We start from the raw sequence: 24169 nt of genomic DNA, 5'->3' as shown, positions 1-24169 counted from the left end.
GGATGTCAGACCAATTAGCAATTGGCAAGGCTCAATTCACAATTACAATCGGCGAGCTTCTCGTCACCGATCTCGACCACTGAATCTTTGATTTCCGTAGGGACATACACCCTCTTGATGGGTGAATAGTAAATTGTGAATTGAGAATTGTTTTGGTCATTCGCGAGAATTGACCGATGACGGAGAATCAATAATTATGGTATCATTTTCTCCCTCTTTCAGGCTTTACGGAAACAGGCTTTACGGAAATCCCAACCTTCTACTAAGTCATCGCCAACGACAAGTAGGGGCGCAAAGCCTTGTACGCCTGCAACAATGCTATAAATTTTTGTCTTGCCTCCGCGATTCTTTCCTTGTCATTCTATTCGTCCTCAGCGAAGACATAGCGGTAAAGTTCGCTGGGGTCTGGTTCTGGGCTTTCTTGCGCGAATTGAACGGCATCGTCTATGATTGCCTGAACGCGACGCTCGATCTCCTTAAGTTCTTCATGCTCGGCTAAGTTATGCTCGAACAGATAGGCGGCAAATTTTTTAATCGGATCGCGTGCTCCCCAAAATTGTTTTTCATCGTGCGATCGCAATTCGTCGGGATCGGCAAGGGAGTGACCTCGGAAGCGATAGGTCAGCGCTTCGATTAGAGTGGGTCCTTCGCCGGCGCGGGCGCGGGCAATGGCTTCTTGAGCGACGCTGCGAACTGCCAAAACGTCCATCCCATCGACTTCTACTCCCGGCATTTGGAAGACGCTGGCTTTCTTATAAATTTCCGGTTGAGAGGTGGCGCGATCGTGCGCCATCCCAATTGCCCATTTATTATTCTCGACAACGTAGATAATCGGGAGTTTCCAAAGGGCAGCCATATTCAAACATTCAAAAAACTGACCGTTATTGCTTGCCCCATCGCCAAAGAAACAGACGGTGACGAGATCGGCGCTCTCATCTCCCATTACTTCTCGTCTATACTTCGATTGAAAGGCAGCGCCCGTCGCGACGGGAATGCCTTCGGCGACAAACGCATAGCCGCCTAAAAGTCGGTGTTGGGCAGAGAACAGGTGCATCGAGCCGCCGCGACCTTTGCTACAGCCAGTTTCTTTGCCAAACAACTCAGCCATGACCTCCCTAGCCGGAACTCCGCAACTAAGCGCGTGGACGTGATCGCGGTAGGTACTGCAAACATAATCTCGATCGCGGCGCAAAGCTCTGATAATTCCGGTCGAGATGGCTTCCTGTCCGTTGTAGAGGTGGACAAAACCAAACATTTTGCCCCGATAGTACATCTCAGCACATTTGTCTTCAAAAAAGCGTCCGAGAATCATGTCCTCGTAAAGAAGCAATCCTTCTTCTTTAGTAATCCGGACTGAAGCCGTATTAAATTCGGGTAGAATGCGTTCGGAAACCATAGAGCCTAAATCTTTAAATCCAGTTAGCGATTGCGATGTTTTTCTAGAATAGAAAGCCTAAAAAATTAAGTAAAGTAAATTCGCCATATTTTACCATGAACTTTATCACACTTTTTCGGATACGGCATCTAGCCCGAAGCATGAATCTATGGACTTTCCCAAAAACTTAGTCTGCGACTGAATCCGACCCAGTTTCGCGATAACAGCACTTTAAGATTAGATGAGGTTTGTTGCGATAGCAGCGGAGCCTTGCTGCCAATAGGATATAAATTTTTAAAGATTTTTTTACCAATCCCGAGTGTTTGAGCTAAAATTTTGCCAGATATTCTGAAATATTCTAAAGCTTGTCGGCTACAGAAACCAAGAAGGAGTAAAATTTTTGTGCAAATTAAATTTTTGATAACTCCCCTCTGAGGAAACTAACCGTGCGAATTCCGCTCGACTACTATAGAATTTTGGGAATACCGGTTCGGATGACGGACGAGCTATTGAATCAAGCTTACCGCGACCGTAACTTGCAGTTGCCCACAAGATGGGAATATAGCAGCATCGCGATCGCTGCTCGCAAACAATTGCTAGAGATGGCATATCAAGTTCTCTGCGATTCCCAAAAACGAGCTGAATACGAGGAAAATTTTCTAGAGAAAGAGAAAACCAACTCAGAAAAAGCGGAAGAAAAATCACCAGCGCAGCAAGATAACGAGTCATCTGTAAATAAGACGGACGAATCGCAAAAAAGTGTCCCCGAACGCCCTGCCCCCTCGATTGAAATTGCCCCGGAGCAATTTGTTGGAGCGCTACTGATCCTTCAAGACCTGGGGGAATACGAGCAAGTTCTCAATTTGGGCTATCCTTTTCTCAATAACCCCCAACAAGTCAGTCCCGACCCGGAAGACCCAAAGACGCTACAGGCAGTTAAGAGCGATATCGTCCTAACCCTAGCTTTAGCCCACTGGGAGTTGGGCAGAGAACATTGGCAGCGAGGAGAATACGAAACCGCAGCGGAATTGGGAAGCAAAGGGCTGGAACTGCTAGAGAAAGAACACCTTTTCCCAGGCGTATGGGCAGAAATTCGCACAGAGCTGTATAAGTTAAGACCCTATCGGATTTTAGAGTTACTAGCCCTTGACGAAGAGAGAACAGCAGAGAGAAACAAAGGGTTGAAACTCCTCAAAGACATGCTGCAAGAGCGCGGCGGAATTGACGGCAAAGGCGACGATCGCTCTGGGTTAGAAATCGATGACTGTCTGCGCTTTATCCAGCAAATCAGAATTTACTTAACCGCCCAAGAACAGCAAGACTTGTTTGAAGCGGAAGCTCAACGTCCTTCAACCGTCGGCAAATATCTCGCTATTTATGCCTTAATCGGGAGAGGATTTGCCGAAAAAAAACCCGCTCTAATCGTTCGGGCTAAAGACCTTCTCTGTGAGTTAAGCGAGCGGCAAGACGTTCATCTAGAGCAAGCCATGTGCGCCCTGCTGCTAGGTCAAACAGAAGAGGCGAGTCGAGCGCTAGAAGGCAGCAAGGAAGAAGAACCGCTAGCCTTTATTCGCGATCGCTCCCAAGGAGAACCCGATCTATTGCGAGGTTTATGCGTCTATGGAGAACGTTGGCTGCAAACCGAAGTCTTTTCCCATTTTCGAGACCTAGCAAACCAAAAAGCCTCTATAAAGCAATACTTTGCCGATAAAGAGGTACAAGAATATCTAGAGCAGTTACCAGCTAGCTCTGGCGAACAAGAGCAGCCCTCACAAGACAACCCTCAACACACATTAGGAGAAACAATGGCGAAAAATCAAGCTGGAAGACAACCGAACTTCCAGCAAAGAAGAACGAGAACCTCCAGATCGGTGCCCAGCCGCGATCGATATTATGGAGAAACGAAGACGCTTGCGCAAACCTCTGGCGGGCGAACGACTGCCGTGTTAGCAGCCAAACCCTCTACCTATGAAAGAGGGGGCTATGCAGAAGAGCCGTCAGAACTCTCCAGAGAGCGATGGGTCTTGACGACGGGTTATCGCCAGCCAACCCTAGAGCCACCCGCTCGTCGCAGAAGACGGTCGAGTCCTCCAAAAAAACGCGATCCAGAACGACAACGCCCGTCCCTTCGTTCTCCACGGCGCAGAAATCGCTCTCGGTTGTCTTCTCGAAGGCAGCGCTTGCTGTTGGGAGCAGCGGCAATTGTATTCGGAGTAGGAGCTTTTGGTTTGGTGTATCAGTGGTTTGAAGCGAGCAGTTCTCCTCTAAATGCTCTCAAAGGAGAACAATTATCGATCGCGCTCAATCGACCTCCAATCGCGATTCCGCCAGCAGACGCACAGGTGGTTATTCCCCCAGAAATTCTAACCCAGCAGGGAGCCGAGCAAGTTATCCAAACTTGGTTAACGGTTAAATCTCAAGCAATGGGGAGCCAGCACCAGGTAGAGAAATTGGACGAGATTTTAACGGGAACTTTGCTATCTCAGTGGCGCGATCGCGCGGCAAAACTAAAAGGAAGTAACAATTACTGGCACTATCAACACCAGATGCAAGTCCGTTCCCTCAAAACCGATACGCAAAACCCCGATCGCGCTACGGTAGAGGCATCGGTTAGAGAAATTGCCAACTACTATCAAAACGGACAGTTGAATCGCGGACAATCCGACGATTACAGCATACGGGTTCGTTATGAATTAATTCGCCAACAGGGTCGCTGGCTGATTCAAAGTAGCCAAGTTCTTAGATAGACAAGAAAATCGCTAGAAAAGCTAGAGAGCGAGACTTATCCGCTCGCGTACCGGGGTATGGGAAGGTCGCTCGCTTCAAAACTGGGAATGAAACCAAGCAGTTAAAGCGACAGCCAAAGCATCAGCAGCATCGTCGGGTTGAGGAATGACGGCTAAATTCAACTCTCGCGCCACGGCTGCCTGAACTTCGGACTTTTTGGCATTACCATGCCCGGTGAGAGCTTGTTTGACTTGAGCGGGAGTAAATTCCACATAGGGAATCTTTTCCATTGCCAGGGCTAGCAACAATACGCCTCGTGCCTGAGCAACGGCGATCGTATTGTTCATACGGTAAAAAAATAGTTTCTCGATCGCGACTAAATCGGGACGACTTTCTTTGAGGAGCGTGCGTAAATCTTCATAGATAGTTGCCAGACGCTCTCCATCCGGGGTGGCAGCAGGAGTCTCAATCGCTCCGAACTCTAATAATCGAACAGGTTCGGGGGAGGGGTGCCACGGTCGAATCTGTCGATTTCTAACGGCAATCGCCCAATTGTCTGCACTCTGACATACAATTGTGCCAAATCCAACAATTGCTATTCCCGGATCGAGTCCTAAAATTCGTTTTTTCATCAAGCCGATTGTTAAAAATACTTGAGAGATTGCTTCAGAGTCAGTTAGAGTCTTTTTGACGACGGTTTTCTCGTTAGTCATCGGTTATGTCAATCGGTCTATTAAAACACGCTTTGCGCAAACTTAAGTCAGATAGGGGAAAGTTGGCTGCTGTTGGCAAACGAACCCCCAAACAATTTAACCGATGGTTCAAGTGGCTATCGCCCGGATTATTGGTCAAGCGTTGGTTGGTCATCAGCGCTATTGGCGTTGTCCTCACCGCTTTAGGATTGGCAATTTGGATCAAGCTGACTCCCATTTATCGCTTGATTGAATTTGTCTCCGCAGTCTTAGGAACTATTACCAATACCGTTCCCAGCTATGTCTCCGGACCGTTTGCCCTCGCCTTGGGACTGTTTCTTATTTTCTGGGGACAAACCCGAACGGTTGGCTCGATTACGGAAGCGCTTCAGCCCGATAGCGATCGCGAACTGGTGGATGTTCTGCTCGCCCATCGTCGCTTGAATCGAGGACCAAAAATCGTTGCTATTGGCGGCGGAACGGGGCTTTCTACCTTGCTCAGGGGTCTGAAACACTATAGCGCCAATATTACCGCAATCGTCACTGTTGCCGATGACGGCGGCTCTTCCGGACGACTGCGACGGGAAATCGGCGTGCTGCCGCCCGGAGATATTCGCAACTGCATTGCTGCTTTGGCAGATGAGGAAAAGCTGCTCACGGAGTTGTTTCAATATCGCTTTCAGGCGGGCGACGGATTGAGCGGTCATAGTTTTGGCAATTTGTTTCTGACTGCTATGACTGAGATCGCAGGAGATCTAGAAAAAGCGATCGCCGCTAGTTCCCAAGTTTTGGCAGTGCGAGGCAAGGTGTTACCCGCTACTCTCAGCGACGTGAGTCTATGGGCTGAGTTGGCTGATGGGCGATTAATTCAAGGAGAGTCTAATATTACCAAAGCTAAAGGACAAATTCGTCAAATTGGCTGTCATCCAACCGATCCTCCAGCCTTACCCGCAGCCATTCGGGCGATCGAGGAAGCGGATTATATTATTATCGGACCGGGTAGCCTCTATACTAGCGTCATTCCCAATTTATTAGTACCGAGAATTCGAGAGGCGATCGCTAATGCTAAAGTGCCTCGCATCTACGTCTGCAATATTATGACCCAACCCGGAGAAACCGAAGGATATACCGTTGCCGAGCATATCCGAGCGATCGATCGCGTCTGCGGCAAACGAGTCTTTGATGCCGTCCTCGTCCAGCGACAATCCCCTTCTCCTCAATCTTTGCTACGCTACGCACAGGAAAATTGCTATCCCGTCTTCTTGGATCGAGAGGAGGTTACTAATTTAGGATGCCGCGTCGTGTTGGCTAACGTTATGGATGAAGATGAAGAAACGGGTTACGTGCGTCACGATCCCCATCGATTAGCTAGAGTCTTGTTGCGGTGGTACGGAGGCAGATAATTCGGCGTTCGGTTATCAGCTAAAGCCGTTATCTTTTGGTATTATCAAGACTAGAAGCACAATATGACTGTTCGGTCAGCGACAATTCTTTTGCCCGATCCTCAAACAACTCGACAGTTAGGCAAAATCTTAGGAGAGTCTTTGCCTGCTGGAAGTGTCGTTTTACTGAGAGGAGATTTAGGCGCTGGGAAAACGACTTTAGTTCAAGGTCTCGGAGAAGGATTAGGCATTAAAGACACCGTACTCAGTCCAACCTTTGCTCTCATTAACGAATATACCGAGGGGCGTTTGCCGCTGTATCATTTCGATTTATACCGCTTGCAGCCAAAAGAAGTTGAGGGACTCTATTTAGATGTCTATTGGGAAGGGATAGAGGTTGCGCCGGGAATTGTAGCGATCGAGTGGGCAGAACGTCTGCTCTACCATCCTCCCAACTATCTCGACATCGAACTAAGCTTTAGGGAAGATTTGCAGCGCCAAGCCAAGTTACGGTTGGTAGGAGAATTAGACTTTGACTTGTCGAGAATGTTGGCGCAGCGATCGCTCTCGAAGCAAATAACCATTAACTGCCAACTGAATGATGAATGATAGATTCTGAATTTTTGTAACTCATCATTCATCATTCACGAGGGATGATTAATCGATCCCAAGCTGATTGCCGCGCTTGTATTGCATATAGGCAGCAAAAAATAGACCAGCCAACGTGATAAAAATTAGACCTAAAACGATTCCCAAAAGCAAGGGTTCGATCACGGTATTTCTCCTTGTATCATAGTTATGCCTGTTTGTCTGTTTCTATCCTATCTGAGAATGTCGCCCAATTCTACTGCGACCTAGCAATCGGATAGTTTGGCGATCGCAGCGCCAATCATTTTGATTTCTTAATGCGATTCTGCGCGATCGCTCTCATAATCTTAAGTTATTTTTATAATATGCAAGACTTTGCTGTCAAACTGTTACATGTGTTTAATAAAAGTAGCATTTGACTCCTAAAACATTGCAAAATGTTAACAGAAGAGCGACCTGTTGAAATGACCAGTGGATAATCAGTTAGCACAACCTAAAGTTTTGGCACAGCGATTGATTTGGGTAGCAGTAGCTTTGGCTTTGCTAGTTATCGGGATCGCTCTGGGAATACACTTCAGCAGGGTTTCCGATCCCTACGTGCTAAAAGTTTTATCCCTTACTGGCGATCGAGATAGGGGTCACGCAATCTTTCAAATCAACTGTGCGGGATGTCATGGATTGCAAGCTGATGGTAATGTAGGACCGAGCTTGCACCACGTTCCCAAACGCAAATCTAAAGTTCGCTTGATCGAGCAAGTCATCAGTGGGAAAACCCCTCCTATGCCAAAATTTCAGCCAAGTACTCAGGAAATGGCAGATTTGCTGAGTTATTTAGAGCAACTCTAACTATTATCCTCTTACCAGCTCTTTTTTTGTAAAAGGCGGTAAGAGGTATGGCTGGTGAATTTTGTCATTGATTCATAGTCCAGATTATTTTTGTTTACTCGCAATTTTTTTTGCGTCTCAGTGCCGAAGTACCAACCCCAAGCGCGCCAACCGCAAGCAGACTTAATGTAGCCGTAGGTTCGGGGATCTCAACCTTGTCTATTTTTACTCTTCGGTTATTCTCCAAGGCAAGCGAAATATTTGCTCCATCTTGCGAATAGGCAGTCCAGGAATTTAAGTTCGTCCGGGCAGTGAAGCGAGCAAACATTGTCCAGTTGTCATTGAGAGAACCAATTGCAAAGCCATCTGTTTTACCAGGTTGCCAATTTTGGGTTGTGGTAAAAGTATCGCCTATTAAAGTCGAATTAGCGCCGTTTATAACGGTACCATTTACAAGATATGTATCGCTTGCATCGTCTCTCACCATAAACGAGGATTTGTTAGGATCTCCTAACAAATCAAATTGCATTCGTGCATTACCACCAGTTCTATCTGAGGCAGCTGGTGAATTATGAACTGAGAAAAGGGCTAAACCATCTTTTGCCTGAACTAAAAAGAGATGCGAGCGATCGTTGACAAGTTGAATATTAGAACCACCAAACGAGGAGTTTTTGTAATTGTAGTACTGGCTAACTGTTTGTGTCGTAACAAAAGGTTTAATATACCCCAAGAGATTGTAGTTGTCGCTGTTGACAGCAGTTTCTTGCGAAACTCTATACAGGGTAACTGCCTCGGCTGCTTTAGGAACAAGCAAACCAGCAATGGCGAAACCAGCCACAGAAATTGCTAGTCTTAGTTTAAATCTCCCTTTCATTTTTTGTTCGATCATTAATTTTAAAGCTGACTATTTTGTCTTAATTTTAGTTTGCCCAATCATTGTTATTATGTCATCCAAGAAAATCATTTTTTACTCAAAAAACATCTTGTCAATAGAAAGCATCGAGGAAATACTGAAAAGAAATCAATAAATTCGGAACGAGTCAATTATTTATCTCGAATATTTACTAAAATAAAAATAGTAAGATCTTAAAGACTTTATAAATCACTGGTTATTTCTACGGAAAAATCTGTGTGAGAATCAGTAAAATTACTAACGATCGATCTCATTTCTCAACTATTCTTCTATGTTTAATTTCGCGCAGCCCTTATATCCACTTATTCTCGCTGCTGCTAAAAACAATCCAGAGGGAGCGCATCAGCAACTCCTCAAAACTCTAAATTGGATAGAGCGATCGCGTCATTCTGTTTGGGGAGGCTGGGTGCTGAAACAATGCGAGCAATCCTTTGTCTACAGCGATCCGCGACTCTCACAAACCTTGTGGGGACTTAAATTTGATAATCCCGTCGGTTTGGCTCCAGGTTGCGATAAAGATGGGGTAGCCGCTGGAATCTGGAGTAGTTTGGGTTTTGGGTTTGCAGAATTAGGAGCAGTAACGCTTCACCCGCAACCTGGCAATCCTCGTCCTCGCTTGTTTCGCCTGCCGTTGGATCGAGCCGTCCTAAATCGCATGGGAGCAAACAATCAAGGGGCAGAAGCTATGTCCAAAACCCTTCGCCAAGCTTGGCAAAGACAGCCCCGTCGCATTCCTATCGGGATTAATCTGTGTAAGTCTAAAATAACTCCTTTAGAGGAAGCAGCAGAGGATTATGTGGAAAGTTTTCGCCATCTGAGGGATTGGGCTGATTATTTTGTCGCGAATGTGAGTTCTCCCAATACGCCAGGGTTGCGATCGCTCCAAGCAGAAAAACAACTCGAACCCATTTTGGCAGCATTGGTTGCAGAAAATCAGGGCAGTAAGCCGCTATTAATTAAGATCTCTCCCGACTTGAATTGGGATGCGATCGCGACTATCCTAGACTTAGCGAAAGCCTATAATTTAGCTGGTATTATTGCCACCAACACCACAACTCGACGGGACGGACTGAAAACCCAAATTCTCGAAGCGACAGGGAAAGATATTAAAGACGAAGCCGGAGGCATTAGCGGCACTCCCGTGCGCCAGCTCTCTACAGAGATAATCCGCTTTATTTGGCACAAAACCCAAGGTAAACTCCCAATTATTGGGGTTGGAGGTATTTTTACCCCCGATGATGCCTGGGAAAAAATTACGGCTGGTGCGAGTCTGCTACAAGTCTATACGGGTTGGATTTATGAAGGACCTTGGATGGTACGTCGCCTTCTAGAAGGATTGGTTACCAGATTAGAAGCACAAGGTTTTACGCATCTTTCGCAAGCAGTCGGCAGCGCGGAAGACTAGGGGAGGGGGAAGATAGGAAGAAACGAATAACCACTAACTACTAACTAATCCCCAATCCAAAATCCGCCGTTTTCCTTGAAGCGGTTCAAGGAGCGTGCGGCGGCTTCGTCAAAATCGAATGACAAAGAACAAATGACAATTAGTAACTTATTTATCTAGCTGCTACATATTAGATGAGATAATGTTACAAATCTTTATCTAATAGCCGTTGTATTGTAAACTACGCGAGGGAAGGATAAACAAAGGATAAAAAGGAGCAACAACAACGATGCAGTCGGCCCAGATGCTGCTGACGGTGCCCAAAGAGTTTCTAAAAGCGCCCGATGGATTAAATCCTACTGCGATCATGTTTTTAGCAGCTTTAGGGCTAATTGTTTTTTCAGTTTGTGGTTATTGGTTGTGGAATTGGTGGGATTGGTGCTGTTTTTGTTTTAATGTTCTGGCTTTGCATTTAGCAGGTACGGTCATTCATGATGCATCTCACAACAGCGCCCATCGAAACCGAATTCTTAATGCTATTCTGGGACACGGCAGCGCGCTGATGTTGGGATTTGCTTTTCCCGTATTTACCAGGGTACACTTGCAACACCACGCTCACGTCAACGATCCCGAAAACGATCCCGACCATTTTGTCTCTACTGGGGGACCTTTGTGGTTAATTGCAGCACGCTTTTTTTATCACGAAATCTTTTTCTTTAAGCGGCGTTTGTGGCGCAATTATGAGTTGCTTGAATGGTTTTTAAGCCGACTGTTTCTTATCACAGTTGTTTTTCTGGGATGCCACTATGGTTTTATTGGCTATATTATGAACTTTTGGTTCGTTCCAGCTTTAGTAGTAGGGTTAGCACTGGGGCTGTTTTTTGATTATCTACCCCATCGTCCTTTTCAAGAGCGCGATCGCTGGAAAAATGCGAGAGTCTATCCCAACTCTATTCTCAATCTTCTCATTCTCGGACAAAATTATCACCTCATTCATCATCTGTGGCCCTCGATCCCTTGGTATAAATATCAAGCTGCCTATTATGCTACCAAACCGCTTTTAGATGCCAAAGGATGCGATCAATCTCTGGGTTTACTGGAGAAAAAGAACTTTTGGAATTTCCTTTATGATGTGTTTTTAGGCATTCGTTTTCATCATAAAAATTCAAAAAAATTAGATGTAGAGACGCAAACCTTGTGCCCTAAAAAGAGTCAATAGACCTTAAATCAATGAATTATTTGGCTCATTTATTTCTAGCAGAAGATACACCAGAACTCGCATTGGCAATTTGCTTGGTGATTTTGTTAAAGGTTCTCTAGAAAGATACAGAACTCATTATAGTGAAAGCATACTCAAGGGAATTAGAACCCATCGACGAGTAGACTTTTTTACTGATACTCACTATTTTTTTAAAAAAAGTAAACAGCGCCTCAGCACAATTCATCGCCATTTTTCTGGTGTTATAATAGATATTTTTTACGACCATTTTCTGGCTAAAAACTGGTCGCAATTTTCAAAGGAAACTTTAGAAGAATTTGTCAATAAAATCTATAAAATCTTAGAAAAAAACGGAATATTTTACCCAAAACATTGCAAAAAAATATCCCCAGAATGATTTCTGAAAACTGGTTAATTTTGTATAAAGAAATCGAAGGGATCGATCTAGCTTGTCAGCGTTTGTCTCGACGGATTCAAAGAGCAAATAGTCTGGCACTAGCTCAAGACGAACTCTTGAAAAATTATGATGAAATCGAGCTAGATTTTCTGAGTTTCTTTCCAGAAATTATTAATTACGTTGAAACTAACCGCCCGTATTTTTAGGCGATCGCACATCTAACTCGATTTTTTCTTCATTAGAATAAATCCAATCGAACAACCGTAATTATAGTACGAGCGTCTTGCTTCGAGTGGGACGCATGCGCTTACGCGAACGCTACGAGAACGCACTACAGATTCGATCTTACCAGACCGAACCTTTAATTATTCTGTAAGTAGTGCAAGCTCCGAACAAGCATACCAGTGTTATGTCGGCGCTCCTAAAATCTAGGTGACTTTCCACTTACTTAACAAACTGAGGCATAACTTCTGCGGCGGTAAACAACCCGTAAATTCCGCGACGGTGCAAAGCAATGCCAGCTTTAAGATAGCCGAAAGCAGGACCGCAAACATTAGCTGCCATGCTGGTTTCGTCGCCTAGCGTAAAGGTATGGGTGGAAATTTTGCCCTCGAATGTCCGTCCCGTTACCTTAACATGGGTGCTGAGTGGCTTTTTGGGATTGCGGGTATCGACGACACCGCCAACCGAAACGCGATCGCGCGAACAAATTCCTGCTAACTCTAACATGATATCGTCGGCATGTTCCATGTTTTCTAGCGCCAGAATTCCATTGGTTTTTTCTAAGAGCATCTCTACCTCAGCATCGCTCATTGCCCTGGCTTTTTCTACGTTATAGCCTGGTAAATGGGCAATATCTTCGCGAATGGTTGCCCGATAAGCTTCCCAGTTAGCGATTCCTACCCCAAAGGTAATTTTAACGCTGTGAATTTCTGCATAACTTTGAGCGGCAAGCGCTGCTGCCGCCGTTAGCAGTCCTGGCGTTGCCCCGCATCCCGTCATGTAAGTAATGCCTGCTGCTTGTAGTTCGCCTCGCAACTGCAATAATTGTTCTACCGCACTGGTACGTTTGAGCGCATCTACCAACACGCCTCGCCAACCGGATTGAATAAACATCCTCGCCACATCTGCCATAAAAGTATTTGGGAGGTTGGGCAAAGCGAGGAAATAACCGTCTGTATTTGCCTTGGCTAGTAATTCTTGAATGCTATTGCTAGCGAGCATTCCGTAGGGTTGTACATATCCCACCGATCCTTTATCCCGACAGGCGGCAATACAAGCATCTCCATCCAAGCCCGTTTCATTGTAAGCATATCCCTTGCGATCGGCAACTGCTACCCATTTCATCTCTATCTTAGGTTCGAGAACTCTGGCAGCCGCTTGTCCTAATCCTCCAAACCCTAAAACCCCTACTCGGATAACTTTGTCTGTGCTCATCATTTCTCTTCTCGTTACCTAGACCGATTTTTATTATCTAAGGCTGCTGCTAGCTCGATCTGTATATTTTTGTTGCAGTCCACATTTTTGAGAATTTTTTGCTCTTGACTGAAATGAAAAGTTAAGCGAAACTTACAAACAATAAAAGTAGATGTCTCAGTAAATATTAAATTTTGCTAAAATCTGATTCATATTGCTACGGTTGCTCAAGATTATTGTATAGGGCTAAGCAAAGCAATATAGTCGTCTCCTAGAAAACAGCAGAGCTAAAAATAGAGGAGTAGGAAGGGATCGAACATGAATATGGAAACCTTAGAGTTCATTATCTATCCCGATGGTCGAGTGAAAGAAACTGTGACAGGCATCGTTGGGTCTTCTTGTCAAGAGGTGACTGCGGCGATCGAAACTCAACTCGGACAGGTGGTTTCCCAGGAGAACACTTCCGAATATTACTCCCAATCCGTCAACCAGTCAGCTAGAGCTACTAATCAGGCTAGTTTTAGCAACTGGTAATTTTTTTCTCAAATTTACCTTTTCTAAAATCCAATTCAATCAAATCGTCTAGGATTATGTCGCACTTTAGCAATATCAAAACCCAAATTCGTAACCTAACCTCCCTCAAAGCTGCCCTGACCGATCTGGGAATTGATTGGAAAGAGGGACCGACGACCGTCAGAGGATATCAAGGCCAAACCCGCACAGCTGAAATTGTAATCGAACAAGACAATAACCACGACATCGGTTTTAGCTGGAACGGAAACGAATATGAGTTGGTTGCCGATTTGCAATACTGGCAGCAACCTTTATCTGTGGAAGGTTTCTTGAGAAAAGTAACTCAGAGATATGCTTTCCATACCGTAGTAAGCGAATCTGTTAAGCAAGGATTCCAGATTGCAGAACAGCAAAAAAATGAAGATGGTTCTATTCGTTTAGTCGTCCAACGCTGGAGTGCCTAATGGCTGACTTTTCCCCAGCCCCCGAACGATCTGGGTTTGAGCCGGAGCTAGGGGGTATATTTCGAGAGGTCCCGGAACGATCTGGATTCGAGCCGGAACTAGGGGGTGCACTGCGGCAAAAAGGCGTTTACGTCGATGAAATCACCTGCATCGGCTGCAAACACTGCGCTCACGTTGCCCCAAATACGTTCTACATCGAATCGGAGTACGGGCGATCGCGAGTTTTTAATCAAGATGGCGATTTGGAAGAAATAATCCAAGAAGCTATCGATACCTGCCCGGTGGATTGCATTCACTGGGTCGATTACAGCAAACTAAAAGAGTTAGAAGAAGAACGAAAATACCAAGAGATCAAGCAACTTGGATTTCCTCAAAAGAATCGCGCGATCGCTGCTAAGAAACTCAAGAAACAAGCAAATCATTAAATTCAATCCATCAAATCGAACAAGATAAAAAAGGCTAATTTACATAGCTCTGCTATTCAAAAAATCCTCAATGGTTTATCTCCATTGAGGTTTTTTATTAAAGATTATTGTGTTCTGCTAATAGTTTTTCGACTTTGGCTTCCTCGATTCTAGACGTGATTTTTTTTGCTTCATGTAAATCTCTTTGAGTTTTTGCCAAACTAATTGTAGAGCCAACCGTAAAAGCTAATCCCATTCCCATAAAGCTTTTTGTCCAACCATCGACGGGTAAATAAATAATTCCAAGCGAGGTAGCAGTTACAGAAATAATAAAAGATAGCCAGGTTTGCATTACCCAAGCCGAACTGTGGTCTTGGACGATGTTATGTTTATTCATTGCTTCTTTGTCCTAAAAAATTCTGCTTGACCAAATTATTTCAATTTTATGAATGGCGGCTTGAGGGGGAAAGGATAAGAAGTGACAGTTTATTAACTGGATTGTTCGATCGATAATGCGATCGTTATTCAAAAGGATAAATAAAATCTTACGCAGAAGCGCTAAGAAAGTTATCTGGACGATGTATGAGTAGATTTTTGTTGTGTTTTTTTGTTGGTTTAGCAATACTAAGATTGTAAACATCTCCTGATGCTTAAATTAATTTAAATGCAACTAATTACAGGTAAAACTAAACTATTAGGAGTTATTGGCGATCCCGTCGAACATTCGCTGTCGCCAGTCATGCACAATGCAGCGATCGCGCATTTGAGGGTTAATTATGTCTATGTTCCTTTTCCAGTCAAAGGAAAGGATTTAGAAAAAGCGATCGCGGGTTTTGAGGCGATCGGAGTCGTTGGGTTTAACATTACTATCCCCCATAAACAAGCTATTATCCCTCTGCTATCGGAAGTTTCTGCGGCAGCGCAACTGGTAGGGGCAGTTAATACCGTTTGGCGCACGGAAACGGGTTGGTGCGGCACAAATACCGATGTAGAAGGGTTTTTAGCTCCTTTAAAAGAATTAGATCGCGATTGGACGCAAGTTACCCCGATTATTTTAGGCAATGGGGGTGCAGCGAGAGCTGTTGTGGTCGGATGTGCAGAGATAGGATGTCCAAAAATTCGCGTTGTAGGACGCGATCGCGCTAAGTTGGAAGAATTTAAACAAAGTTGGCAGAATTCAGCTCTCAAAGCCGACCTAGAAGTTCATGAATGGTCGGAATTAGCCGGACTGGTATCGGATACAAAGTTGTTAGTGAATACAACTCCTGTAGGAATGTATCCAAAAGTGAATGAATCTCCAGTAGATGCAGCGGTGATGGAAAAAATGCCAACCGATGCGATCGCTTACGATCTTATTTATACGCCTAACCCTACCCAATTTCTAGTACGAGCAAAAGAACGAGGCGCGAAAGCGATTGACGGATTAGAGATGTTAGTCGAGCAAGGTGCATCCGCCTTAAAAATTTGGTTGCAACAACCAGTTCCCGTCGATGTGATGCGGCGATCGCTGCGACAATATTTAGAACATTAACTAGAGATTTAACCAAGTTTGCTAAGTTATTAAATAAGACCTAGCGTTCTAGGGACGCGCCTCAAAGTGTAAAAAAATGCAAATTTATCTTGACTATAGTGCTACAACGCCTCCACGCTCGGAGGTGGTTGCCAAGATGCAAGAAGTCCTCGCGCAGCAGTGGGGAAATCCTTCCAGCTTGCACGCTTGGGGAGAGAGAGCAGCAACAATTATTGAAACCGCTAGAATTCAAGTCGCCAATCTCATCAACGCCCCCAACCCCGAATCCATTGTTTTTACCTCTGGTGGGACAGAAGCTGACAATCTCGCCATGATGGGCGTAGCGCGTCGCTATCAAACGCCTCAACATATGATTATTTCCAGCGCAGAACATTCGGCGATCGCACAACCAGCTAACTTGCTCGAAAAATGGGGCTGGCAAGTAACTCGACTGCCCGTCAATCGCTACGGCAGAGTAAATCCTCTCGATTTAAAAGCAGCCATACAGCCAAACACAGTTTTGGTGTCAATTATTTACGGGCAAAGCGAAGTAGGCACGCTACAACCGATTGAGGAACTCGCTCAAATTGTCCGCGATTGCGCTGGGCGCAGCGCCAAAGGCGATCGCAACGTACTATTTCATACCGATGCCGTTCAAGTAGCCGGACGAGTGCCTATCGACGTGCAGAGATTGCCAGTCGATCTGCTTTCTCTCTCCAGCCACAAAATCTATGGGGTTCAAGGGGCTGGGGCATTATACGTGCGCGAGGGTAGAGAATTAGTTCCCCTCTTCGGCGGTGGCGGACAAGAAAAAGGCTTGCGATCGGGAACGCAAGCCGTTCCCGCCATTGCCGCATTTGGCGTTGCTGCCGAATTGGCTGCCGCCGACATAGAAACAGAAGCCCGTCGGTTAATTGAATTGCGCGATCGCCTTTTCGATCGCTTAGCCGACTGTCCTTACCTCATTCCTACCGGAGACAGATTGTATCGCCTGCCGCACCACGTTAGCTTTATCGTCAGCGATCCTCACAATCGAGTCAGAGAAGAAAAAATTACGGGAAAAACCATAGTACGTCAGTTAAACCTAGCAGGAATTGGAATTAGTTCTGGTTCGGCTTGTCACAGCGGGAAACTATCTCCTAGCCCTATATTGCTAGCGATGGGTTTTACTCGAGAGGAAGCGTTAGGCGGAATTCGTCTGACTCTGGGGCGAGAAACTACCGAAGCCGATATCGATTGGACGGCAATGGTACTCAAACAAGTTCTCGATCGATTAATGCCTCAATTAGTAACGACTGGACATTAAGCAGTTATTCCTTGGCGACTAACATGCAGCGATCGCCACACCAGAAACCGAACGCTATAAACTGATAACTGATAACCGACTATGCCTCAAGTTCCATCAACCTTAGAAGAAGCTGTAGAACAAGCCAAAGAAGCGACTAAAGTGGCTCTAGAAGCCGGTTGCGGGCGCATCCAAGTAGAATTGGTCGTCCCAGAAATTGCCCTGCAAGCCCAATCGCTTGCCCTAGAATTTACTTCCCTTTTGGAAGACTATGGTTCTGGATTGAGGGTTTTATTTCCCGATACGGGTGCGGCAGCTTTGGCACGTCGCGATTGGGGAGAGACCGTTTTTCAAGTAAGCGACTTGGGGAGTCGTTTTATCCCGGTAGATATGAAGATATCGGAAGAAGATACGGCTTTCTTAGTCGTCTCTCCTTCGGCGATCGAAGTCAACTCGGTTGAGAAACTTTGCAATTTGGCAGGCGATCGCCCCGTCGTTCTCCTCATACCCCAACTAGAAGACGTTTCCGTTGTTGGAATTGGTTTGGCTGCCCGCCAACTGAGAGAACGCTTCCTTAGTACCTTAGAATCCTCTTACTACTTTAGACCTCTAGAAGGGGCTGTCGTGCTACGTTCTTATCCATCTTTGTGGCAAGTCTGGCTAGAGGGAGAGGAAGACTATCAGCTAATTGCCGAGGAACCCCAAAAACCCGCAGGAGAAAGGCTAGATTTACTTATCGCTGGCGCTGTAACGGGCAACAGCGATGAGAACGAGAATGCCCAGGCACCAAAACCGAAAAAACCCGGTTTACTAACTAATATGCAACGATTCTTCCGCGCTCTAAGTCAATAGCACAGACTATCTATCTACTAATCACTAATCGATCGCGAAAAAAAGCGGTTTGCCCCACAACAAAACAAAATTAATTTAGCCCCACTCCTACGATCTATGTCAGACTAGAATTTAGTAGCATGTCCGCTACACACCTTATCGAGTGAAGAATGGAAGCTAAGCCATTGACCAATTCAACTCATTCCAGTCCGCAGAAAATTTTGCATCCGTCAGAGAACGCTCATCAGCATGGCGATCGCGTCCACACTCATGAAGAGCAAGGCAAGCCTCACGTTCATAGCGAGGCTTCTCTGCGGCAGATTGTAAATCGACTGTCTCGTATAGAGGGACACATACGCGGGATTAAGACAATGGTGACAGAAAGCCGTCCGTGTCCTGAAGTATTAATCCAAATTGCCGCCGTTCGCGGCGCGATCGATCGCGTGGCGCGCCTGATTTTAGACGAACATCTGAGCGAGTGCATTGCCCGTGCTGCCGATGAGGGTAATATTGATGAAGAGATCGAACAGTTAAAAGCCGCCCTCGATCGCTTTTTGCCCTAAATTAGCGAGTAGTTAGTAGTTAGTGGTTGGTAGTTAATTGTCTCCCCGTCCCAAAAGTCTCCCCATACTCCCCACACTTCCCCTACTTCCTCGGCTTCCGACTTCCGACTTCTACTCTCCGTCCTTAGTTCAGTTTCCTTGGCAATAACTATTCATATTGCTGACTAATTCTTGTTCTTTTTTACCTATTTGTTGCACTCTTTTTTGAGTTAACTTTGCCTTGGCAATGTCTTTTTTTTGCAAGGCATCGACAAATTCGCGAGTTGCTTGAGCGTTACCGCGATATACTTCAGCAAAACCGATTTGATACTGCATTAGTTTTTCGTCTTGAATTCTGAGGTTCTTCATCTCTTCAGCTGTTTCTTCAAAAGTATCTGCCATTTGAAGAACTTTCTTTATATCGGTTGTTTGACGATTATTTTGGCTTTCTTTGGCAATATTTTTTGTAATTTCAATAATTTTTTGACATTGAGAAAATTTGGTTTCCACACAACCGAAGGTCGAGAAACCTACGGTCGCACTTAGACAGATCGTTAAAAATTTTTGCGCTAAATTAGCCATAACTAATCTCATTGTAGTGGCTCGCTCGTTACCAGCGATCGCTGGCAATTATGAATAATTTTGGCTTGAATTACCGTGCATAACAATCAATTGTCAATTGGGATTGTTTTAGTCATCGGTCATCAGCTATCCAATCTTTAGGTTAACTGTTTCCATGGCGCTTCTGATGCCATTGCCAAGCGTGACTGACAATGGTAGTCAAATCTGCATATTGAGGATTCCAGCCGAGAATTTCTCTGGCTTTTTGGGTGCTCCCCACTAGAATCGGCGCATCGCCAGCCCGACGAGGACTCTCGACGACGGGAATTTCTCGACTCGTTACTTTCCTTGCGGTATCTATTACTTCTCGCACGGAAAAACCATTGCCGTTGCCCAGATTAAAAACGTCGCTATTGCCGCCAGCCAATAGATATTCCAATCCTAAAACGTGTGCGTCGGCTAAATCGCTCACGTGAATGTAATCTCGAATAGCAGTTCCGTCGGGAGTAGGATAATCGGTGCCAAAAATCGATAGGGATTGTCGTTTTCCTAAAGCGGTTAATAAAGCCAAGGGAATGAGGTGAGTTTCTGGGTTGTGATCTTCCCCCAACAAACCGCTCGGATCGGCACCGGAGGCATTAAAATAGCGAAAAGCAACGGATTTTAAGCCATAAGCCCCATCGAAATCGGCGAGAATTCTTTCTACCATCTCCTTACTCGCTGCATAAGGACTGAGGGGATCGTGGGGATGAGTTTCGGTCATGGGAACTTCTTTCGGCATCCCATAAATGGCGCAAGTAGAAGAGAAGACAAACTTTTTGACTCCGGCAGCGAGCATGGCTTCCAGTAGGGTCAGGGTGCCAACAACGTTGTTATGATAGTATTTGGCAGGCTCGACTACCGATTCTCCAACGGCAATAAAAGCGGCAAAGTGCATTACGGCAGCGATTTCGCGGCTAGCAAAGAGATTGGCGAGCAAAGCGCGATCGCTCGTATCTCCAACAATGAGTTCTACTTTTAAAACCTCTTGTATTAATTCTGGATGACCGTAGGACAAGTTATCCAGAACAATGACTTCATAGCCTGCCTTTTGTAAGGCGAGGACGGCGTGAGAGCCGATATAACCCGCCCCGCCCGTAACGAGAATTGTTGGTTTAACTAATGACACCAGAACTCCTTTATTAATTATTAGTTATCCGCGATGGCTTAGAAATTTTACTTATACTGAATAATTCATCTCTACATTATCATCACGATCGCTGGAAAATGCTAGACACTCTCGATCTGGATCTTGCCTTAGATAAAGTTACCTATCAGTCTCAAATAGAAGACTTAATGCGTCAGTTGCGGGCGTTGCAAAAAGCCTGTTGGGATAAAAAATTACCCGTAATTGTCGTATTAGAAGGATGGGCGGCAGCCGGAAAAGGGTCATTAGTCAAAAAAATGGTGAATTATATGGATCCGCGCGGTTTTGCGGTTCATCCCATTTTCCCGCCTTCTCCCCAAGAGCAACGCTATCCTTTTCTATGGCGATTTTGGCACAAACTTCCCCCGAGAGGCAGTCTGGCGTTTTTCTATCACAGTTGGTACACTCACGTTCTCGAAGATCGGCTGTTCGATCGGGTTTCTAACACCCAAGTTCCTCTGCTAATGAGGGATATCAATGCTTTTGAGCGGCAGTTGGTCGATGATGGAACTGCGATTGCCAAATTTTGGATTCATCTGGGGCGCAAAGAACTCAAAAGCCGCATTAAAAAATATGCCTCTGACGAACTCGACTCCTGGCGAGTTCGTCCGGAAGACTGGCAGCAAGCAAAACGGTATGAAGAATATTCTGCCCTAGCAGAAGAAATGCTCACCTATACCAGTACTGGCGCTGCTCCTTGGACGTTGGTAGAAGGAAACTGTAAGCGCTGGGCAAGGGTCAAAGTGCTGACTCAATTAGTGGCTACCATTACCCAAGCTTTAGATCGACTCCAGATCCCTCAGGTAGAGACACCCAGATTGCAGCCGCAAGAGCATCTGTTACCCACTGAACCCGATTTTCTAGCCAAGGTCGATTTAAGCCTGAAACTCGACAAAAACGAATACAAAAAACGATTGCGCGAGGCACAAGTCGAGTTGCGCAAGCTTCAGTTAAAAATCCACCAAATCAATCTCCCAGTTTTGATTATTTTTGAAGGCTGGGATGCAGCTGGAAAGGGAGGTGCAATCAAGCGACTGACTGACATTTTAGATCCCCGCAGTTACAAAGTTAATGCCTTTGCTGCGCCTACGGACGAGGAAAAGCGCCATCACTATCTCTGGCGTTTTTGGCGTAGAATTCCTGGCGGTGGAACGATCGCTATTTTCGATCGTAGCTGGTACGGGCGCGTGCTAGTTGAGAGAATCGAAGGTTTTGCTACAGAAGCCGAATGGCGACGCGCCTATCAGGAGATTAACGAGTTCGAAGCCCAATTGACCAATGGCGGCTATGTTTTAGTGAAGTTCTGGATGCATATCAGCCCAGAAGAACAACTAAGACGCTTTCAAGAACGCCAAAATAATCCCTTTAAACTCTACAAACTTACCGAAGAAGATTGGCGCAACCGCGATAAATGGAATCTCTATGCAGTTGCGATCGATCAAGCGATCGCGCGTACCAGTACTCCATCTGCCCCTTGGACGCTAGTTGCAGGCAACGATAAGTACTATGCCCGCGTCAAGGTTATCGAAACGGTTATTGAGGCGATTAAAGCCGAATTGAAAAAGCGATAATGAGTTGATGTGCCCTTAAAACAACCAAAAATTCTGAAAAATTCCCATGCCCATGCCGCCTCTAACTTTCGTACTGTCGCGATCGACTTGTTCGGTATGATTGAGATCCTCGATTTGCGTGACTCGCCCTTGGGAGAAACCTTGGCTGGGTTTGACGACTGAGGGAGCTTCTTGAGTTGATTTACTCTGCAAGCAGTTGTCCTTGAGCAATCGATTGTAAGTACGGTAGGGAATGTAATGAAGGGGATTGTATCCAGCGAAGCGTAGAATGAGAACGCAAGCCCAAGAATATTTTCCAGCCATAATAGCTTCGACGATTTGCTCGAACTGCTCGTTCGTCATAGCCTTGGTTTGCTTGGATTGGCTGTAGGCGAATGGTTGGTTCATTGTCGTGTTTTCTCCTCAACGATGTCAGTTAGTTCTAAAGATCCATGCCGTCTTTCTGAAGCTGCCGAATTGGATCTAATAAAACATCCGCGATCCGGCGGCGACGAATGACGATATCGGCGGTGGCAGTTTGGCCGGCTTTGAATTGGACTTTGTGCTGGTTGTCAGTCACGTAGTCGCGCTCTAGTTTGACTTCTACCGTATAAACCGGACCGAGTTGTTCGTTGGGTTTAGCATCTGCCGAGATAACGGTCACTTCACCGGGAATAACCCCATAGTCCTGATAGGGATAGGCGTCCAACTTAACGTGTACCGGCATTCCGGTCTTAATTAAGCCCGCTTCTCTGTTTGGGATGACGGCTGAGAGAACGAGAGGAACTCCGTGGGGAGCAATCTCGGCAACAGTTTGCCCCGGTTGGAGTACTTCGCCGGGATTTTTGAGATTGAGAGACAGAACCACGCCATCGACGGGAGCCTTGAGATAGTTGTCTTTGAGTTTAGCTTGGGCAGCCGCTATTTGATTTCTGGTATCTGCAATCTTAGCTTTTGTCTGGGCAATTTCTAGTTCGAGCTGCTTGATTTTCTGTTGGGCTTGGATTTGAATAGTGTTGGCTTCTGCTTGCTTTTGTGCCAGTTGAGCCTCAAGTTGTTCGACTTCTTTGTTTCTCGTCACCAGTGCGCCTTGGTTTTCGGTTAGGCGAGATGCCAAATCGCGCAGCGATTGGTCGGCATCAAATAGCTTTTCGCTGACGTTGGTCACTTCTTGCAGCCTAGTTTGGGTGATGCGCTGCTCGATTTCTCTTATTTCCCGTTCTGCTTGAAAAACGAACTCTTTGGAAACCGCACCTTCATTTTCTAAAGTCTTTAACCGATCTAGCCTTTCCTGATTGCTCGTCAGCTCATTCTTGAGTTGATCGAGATACTCTTGAGACGTACTTGAAATTGGTTGTAGGTGATATCTTCTACTTTGATAGGCTCGTAGTTCTGACTGTTGCTGAGCGATCAGTTGGCGGGTAGTTAATGCTTTTTCTCTGGCTAGGGCGATCGCCGATCGCTGGGATAGTTGTTCGGCTGCGGATATCTCGGCACGAGTTTTGGCTTCCATCTCTGCTTGTAAGAGCAAGCTTTGTTTTTGAGTAACTTCGTTTTGATAGGAAGAGAGTGCTTCCTTAAGTCGTTCGAGTTCTTTTTGAGCCAAATCTGTATCGAGTTCGGCAACGATTTGTCCGGCTTTGATTTCTTGCCCTTCTTTGACGACAATACGACTGACTTTCCCGGAACCTACAGGTTGAACTTTGTAGGTTGCCCCCTCTGGCACCAGCTTTCCTGTTGCTTTGCCGACTTCTTCGATCGTGCCGAACCAAGCCCAAGCACCGAAAGCCACAAAAAATGCTACTCCCCCCAAAATAAAGCGCAAGGGCAGGTTGGCGGGTGGTTGGTCTAACACCGACTGTACCGAAGGTGACCAACGACCGGATTTGGTATCCGCCGTCGATGAGGGATTAGGACTTGGCGAACTAGTGGGACCTGGAAGCCTAGCGACTGGAATAGACCCAGCTACTCCTCCATAGAGCGATGTGGATTCCTGTCGAGAAGCTACTTTTTGTTCAACCGACAGATCGGGAGGAAGCTTGGGATCGCTGCTATTTGAGATTTCAGCAGGAGTTTGGCTCGTGCCAGATGATTTGGGGGGAAATTTCATAGTTCCTACTAACCTTATTAATTGACTTCACTAGCCCGCTCTAAAAATGGATGTCATGCCGAGTAGAAAAGCCACTATACCTCAGTTCATTCCTGTCTTTTGCTTAAGAGCATGTCAATTAACCTTTTAGTTTGTAGTCGGTCGGGTTTCGGTTTAGCTTTATGGATGAAGAGGATTTTGTCGCTCTTTTCTACTTCCATCTGAGAAAAAACTTATCCTATTGTTGATTTCAGACAGATTTTTTAGAGATTTTTTTACATTGAGTTTTTATAGATTTTTTAGAGTCTTTTACCTT

The 24169-nt window shown here is 45.6% G+C and carries 24 protein-coding genes and 1 pseudogene; 15 read left to right on the top strand and 10 right to left on the bottom strand.

The features are described 5' to 3' along the window. Nucleotides 1-361: 361 nt before the first annotated feature. Nucleotides 362-1396: a pyruvate dehydrogenase (acetyl-transferring) E1 component subunit alpha gene (pdhA, locus tag NIES593_RS00945; protein WP_073597795.1), complete on the bottom strand. Its 1035-nt coding sequence runs from the start codon at nucleotides 1394-1396 to the stop codon at nucleotides 362-364. 425 nt (nucleotides 1397-1821) lie between these two features. Between pdhA and NIES593_RS00940 the strand changes: the two genes are divergently transcribed. Continuing rightward, nucleotides 1822-4122, top strand: a complete 2301-nt coding sequence (locus tag NIES593_RS00940) for an IMS domain-containing protein (protein WP_073597794.1) — start codon at nucleotides 1822-1824, stop codon at nucleotides 4120-4122. Between the two features lie 75 nt (nucleotides 4123-4197). Here the strand turns inward: NIES593_RS00940 and ruvC are convergent, their stop codons facing one another. After that, nucleotides 4198-4815: a crossover junction endodeoxyribonuclease RuvC gene (gene ruvC, locus NIES593_RS00935; protein WP_083602258.1), complete on the bottom strand. Its 618-nt coding sequence runs from the start codon at nucleotides 4813-4815 to the stop codon at nucleotides 4198-4200. Nucleotides 4816-4820: 5 nt separating this feature from the next. On the opposite strand from ruvC, the gene NIES593_RS00930 reads away from it, so the two are divergent. Both NIES593_RS00930 and tsaE read left to right on the top strand, forming a co-directional pair. After that, complete coding sequence (locus NIES593_RS00930; RefSeq protein ID WP_073597793.1) at nucleotides 4821-6197, top strand: gluconeogenesis factor YvcK family protein; 1377 nt, start codon at nucleotides 4821-4823, stop codon at nucleotides 6195-6197. Between the two features lie 63 nt (nucleotides 6198-6260). Next, nucleotides 6261-6785 carry a tRNA (adenosine(37)-N6)-threonylcarbamoyltransferase complex ATPase subunit type 1 TsaE gene (gene tsaE, locus NIES593_RS00925; RefSeq protein ID WP_073597792.1) on the top strand — a complete coding sequence of 175 codons (525 nt, stop codon included), beginning with the start codon at nucleotides 6261-6263 and terminating at the stop codon, nucleotides 6783-6785. Between the two features lie 48 nt (nucleotides 6786-6833). Here tsaE and petG read toward each other — a convergent pair whose 3' ends face one another. Continuing rightward, the gene (petG, locus tag NIES593_RS00920) at nucleotides 6834-6950 is read right to left on the bottom strand and encodes a cytochrome b6-f complex subunit V (protein ID WP_015144708.1); all 117 of its coding nucleotides are present in this window, start codon (nucleotides 6948-6950) and stop codon (nucleotides 6834-6836) included. A gap of 285 nt (nucleotides 6951-7235) precedes the next feature. On the opposite strand from petG, the gene NIES593_RS00915 reads away from it, so the two are divergent. Beyond that, a complete protein-coding gene (locus NIES593_RS00915; protein WP_073597791.1) occupies nucleotides 7236-7610 on the top strand; it encodes a c-type cytochrome in 375 nt (124 codons plus the stop codon). A gap of 94 nt (nucleotides 7611-7704) precedes the next feature. Here NIES593_RS00915 and NIES593_RS00910 read toward each other — a convergent pair whose 3' ends face one another. Continuing rightward, a complete protein-coding gene (locus tag NIES593_RS00910; RefSeq protein WP_073597790.1) occupies nucleotides 7705-8478 on the bottom strand; it encodes a PEP-CTERM sorting domain-containing protein in 774 nt (257 codons plus the stop codon). A gap of 295 nt (nucleotides 8479-8773) precedes the next feature. On the opposite strand from NIES593_RS00910, the gene NIES593_RS00905 reads away from it, so the two are divergent. From NIES593_RS00905 to NIES593_RS25720, 3 genes and pseudogenes are all read left to right on the top strand, one after another. Continuing rightward, nucleotides 8774-9907, top strand: a complete 1134-nt coding sequence (locus tag NIES593_RS00905) for a quinone-dependent dihydroorotate dehydrogenase (protein ID WP_073597789.1) — start codon at nucleotides 8774-8776, stop codon at nucleotides 9905-9907. Nucleotides 9908-10175: 268 nt separating this feature from the next. Next, the gene (gene crtR, locus NIES593_RS00900) at nucleotides 10176-11105 is read left to right on the top strand and encodes a beta-carotene hydroxylase (RefSeq protein WP_073597788.1); all 930 of its coding nucleotides are present in this window, start codon (nucleotides 10176-10178) and stop codon (nucleotides 11103-11105) included. 70 nt (nucleotides 11106-11175) lie between these two features. Beyond that, nucleotides 11176-11708, top strand: a pseudogene (locus NIES593_RS25720) (acyl carrier protein phosphodiesterase). A gap of 238 nt (nucleotides 11709-11946) precedes the next feature. On the opposite strand, the gene bioU reads toward NIES593_RS25720, so the two are convergent. Next, nucleotides 11947-12942: a (S)-8-amino-7-oxononanoate synthase BioU gene (gene bioU, locus NIES593_RS00890; protein ID WP_073597787.1), complete on the bottom strand. Its 996-nt coding sequence runs from the start codon at nucleotides 12940-12942 to the stop codon at nucleotides 11947-11949. A gap of 294 nt (nucleotides 12943-13236) precedes the next feature. Between bioU and NIES593_RS00885 the strand changes: the two genes are divergently transcribed. From NIES593_RS00885 to NIES593_RS00875, 3 genes are read left to right on the top strand one after another with little or no spacing between them, the layout of a single operon-like run. After that, entirely contained in the window at nucleotides 13237-13452 is a 216-nt protein-coding gene (locus tag NIES593_RS00885) for a DUF2997 domain-containing protein (protein ID WP_073597786.1), read from the top strand. Between the two features lie 56 nt (nucleotides 13453-13508). Next, nucleotides 13509-13895 carry a DUF1257 domain-containing protein gene (locus NIES593_RS00880; protein WP_073597785.1) on the top strand — a complete coding sequence of 129 codons (387 nt, stop codon included), beginning with the start codon at nucleotides 13509-13511 and terminating at the stop codon, nucleotides 13893-13895. Further along, on the top strand, nucleotides 13895-14320 hold the full coding sequence (locus NIES593_RS00875; RefSeq protein WP_073597784.1) for a ferredoxin: 426 nt from the start codon (nucleotides 13895-13897) through the stop codon (nucleotides 14318-14320). The genes NIES593_RS00880 and NIES593_RS00875 overlap by 1 nt, the downstream gene beginning before the upstream one ends. A 97-nt stretch (nucleotides 14321-14417) precedes the next feature. On the opposite strand, the gene NIES593_RS00870 is transcribed toward NIES593_RS00875, so the two are convergent. After that, nucleotides 14418-14696, bottom strand: a complete 279-nt coding sequence (locus NIES593_RS00870; protein WP_015144698.1) for a YiaA/YiaB family inner membrane protein — start codon at nucleotides 14694-14696, stop codon at nucleotides 14418-14420. 267 nt (nucleotides 14697-14963) lie between these two features. Between NIES593_RS00870 and NIES593_RS00865 the strand changes: the two genes are divergently transcribed. The 4 genes from NIES593_RS00865 to NIES593_RS00850 all read left to right on the top strand — a co-directional run bounded on the left by NIES593_RS00865 (nucleotide 14964) and on the right by NIES593_RS00850 (nucleotide 18488). Beyond that, the gene (locus tag NIES593_RS00865; RefSeq protein ID WP_073597783.1) at nucleotides 14964-15830 is read left to right on the top strand and encodes a shikimate dehydrogenase; all 867 of its coding nucleotides are present in this window, start codon (nucleotides 14964-14966) and stop codon (nucleotides 15828-15830) included. A 76-nt stretch (nucleotides 15831-15906) separates the two neighbouring features. Further along, the gene (locus NIES593_RS00860; protein ID WP_073597782.1) at nucleotides 15907-17115 is read left to right on the top strand and encodes a cysteine desulfurase family protein; all 1209 of its coding nucleotides are present in this window, start codon (nucleotides 15907-15909) and stop codon (nucleotides 17113-17115) included. A gap of 81 nt (nucleotides 17116-17196) precedes the next feature. After that, entirely contained in the window at nucleotides 17197-17946 is a 750-nt protein-coding gene (locus NIES593_RS00855; protein ID WP_073597781.1) for a DUF1995 family protein, read from the top strand. Between the two features lie 149 nt (nucleotides 17947-18095). Beyond that, the gene (locus NIES593_RS00850; RefSeq protein WP_073597780.1) at nucleotides 18096-18488 is read left to right on the top strand and encodes a metal-sensing transcriptional repressor; all 393 of its coding nucleotides are present in this window, start codon (nucleotides 18096-18098) and stop codon (nucleotides 18486-18488) included. A gap of 129 nt (nucleotides 18489-18617) precedes the next feature. On the opposite strand, the gene NIES593_RS00845 is transcribed toward NIES593_RS00850, so the two are convergent. Further along, complete coding sequence (locus NIES593_RS00845; RefSeq protein ID WP_073598033.1) at nucleotides 18618-19049, bottom strand: hypothetical protein; 432 nt, start codon at nucleotides 19047-19049, stop codon at nucleotides 18618-18620. A gap of 142 nt (nucleotides 19050-19191) precedes the next feature. Then, on the bottom strand, nucleotides 19192-20196 hold the full coding sequence (gene galE / locus NIES593_RS00840; RefSeq protein ID WP_073597779.1) for a UDP-glucose 4-epimerase GalE: 1005 nt from the start codon (nucleotides 20194-20196) through the stop codon (nucleotides 19192-19194). 98 nt (nucleotides 20197-20294) lie between these two features. On the opposite strand from galE, the gene pap reads away from it, so the two are divergent. Next, a complete protein-coding gene (pap, locus tag NIES593_RS00835) occupies nucleotides 20295-21785 on the top strand; it encodes a polyphosphate:AMP phosphotransferase (RefSeq protein ID WP_073597778.1) in 1491 nt (496 codons plus the stop codon). A 15-nt stretch (nucleotides 21786-21800) separates the two neighbouring features. Here the strand turns inward: pap and NIES593_RS00830 are convergent, their stop codons facing one another. Both NIES593_RS00830 and NIES593_RS00825 read right to left on the bottom strand, forming a co-directional pair. Further along, nucleotides 21801-22172: a HetP family heterocyst commitment protein gene (locus NIES593_RS00830; protein WP_073597777.1), complete on the bottom strand. Its 372-nt coding sequence runs from the start codon at nucleotides 22170-22172 to the stop codon at nucleotides 21801-21803. 34 nt (nucleotides 22173-22206) lie between these two features. Further along, nucleotides 22207-23874, bottom strand: a complete 1668-nt coding sequence (locus NIES593_RS00825) for a beta-barrel domain-containing protein (RefSeq protein WP_083602255.1) — start codon at nucleotides 23872-23874, stop codon at nucleotides 22207-22209. Between the last annotated feature and the right edge of the window lie 295 nt (nucleotides 23875-24169).

Origin of the sequence: Hydrococcus rivularis NIES-593 (genome assembly GCF_001904635.1) — a bacterium.
GTDB classification, from domain to species: domain Bacteria; phylum Cyanobacteriota; class Cyanobacteriia; order Cyanobacteriales; family Microcystaceae; genus Hydrococcus; species Hydrococcus rivularis.
Note: the sequence above shows the minus strand (reverse complement) of the source record. Positions and strands in the feature narration are given on the sequence as shown.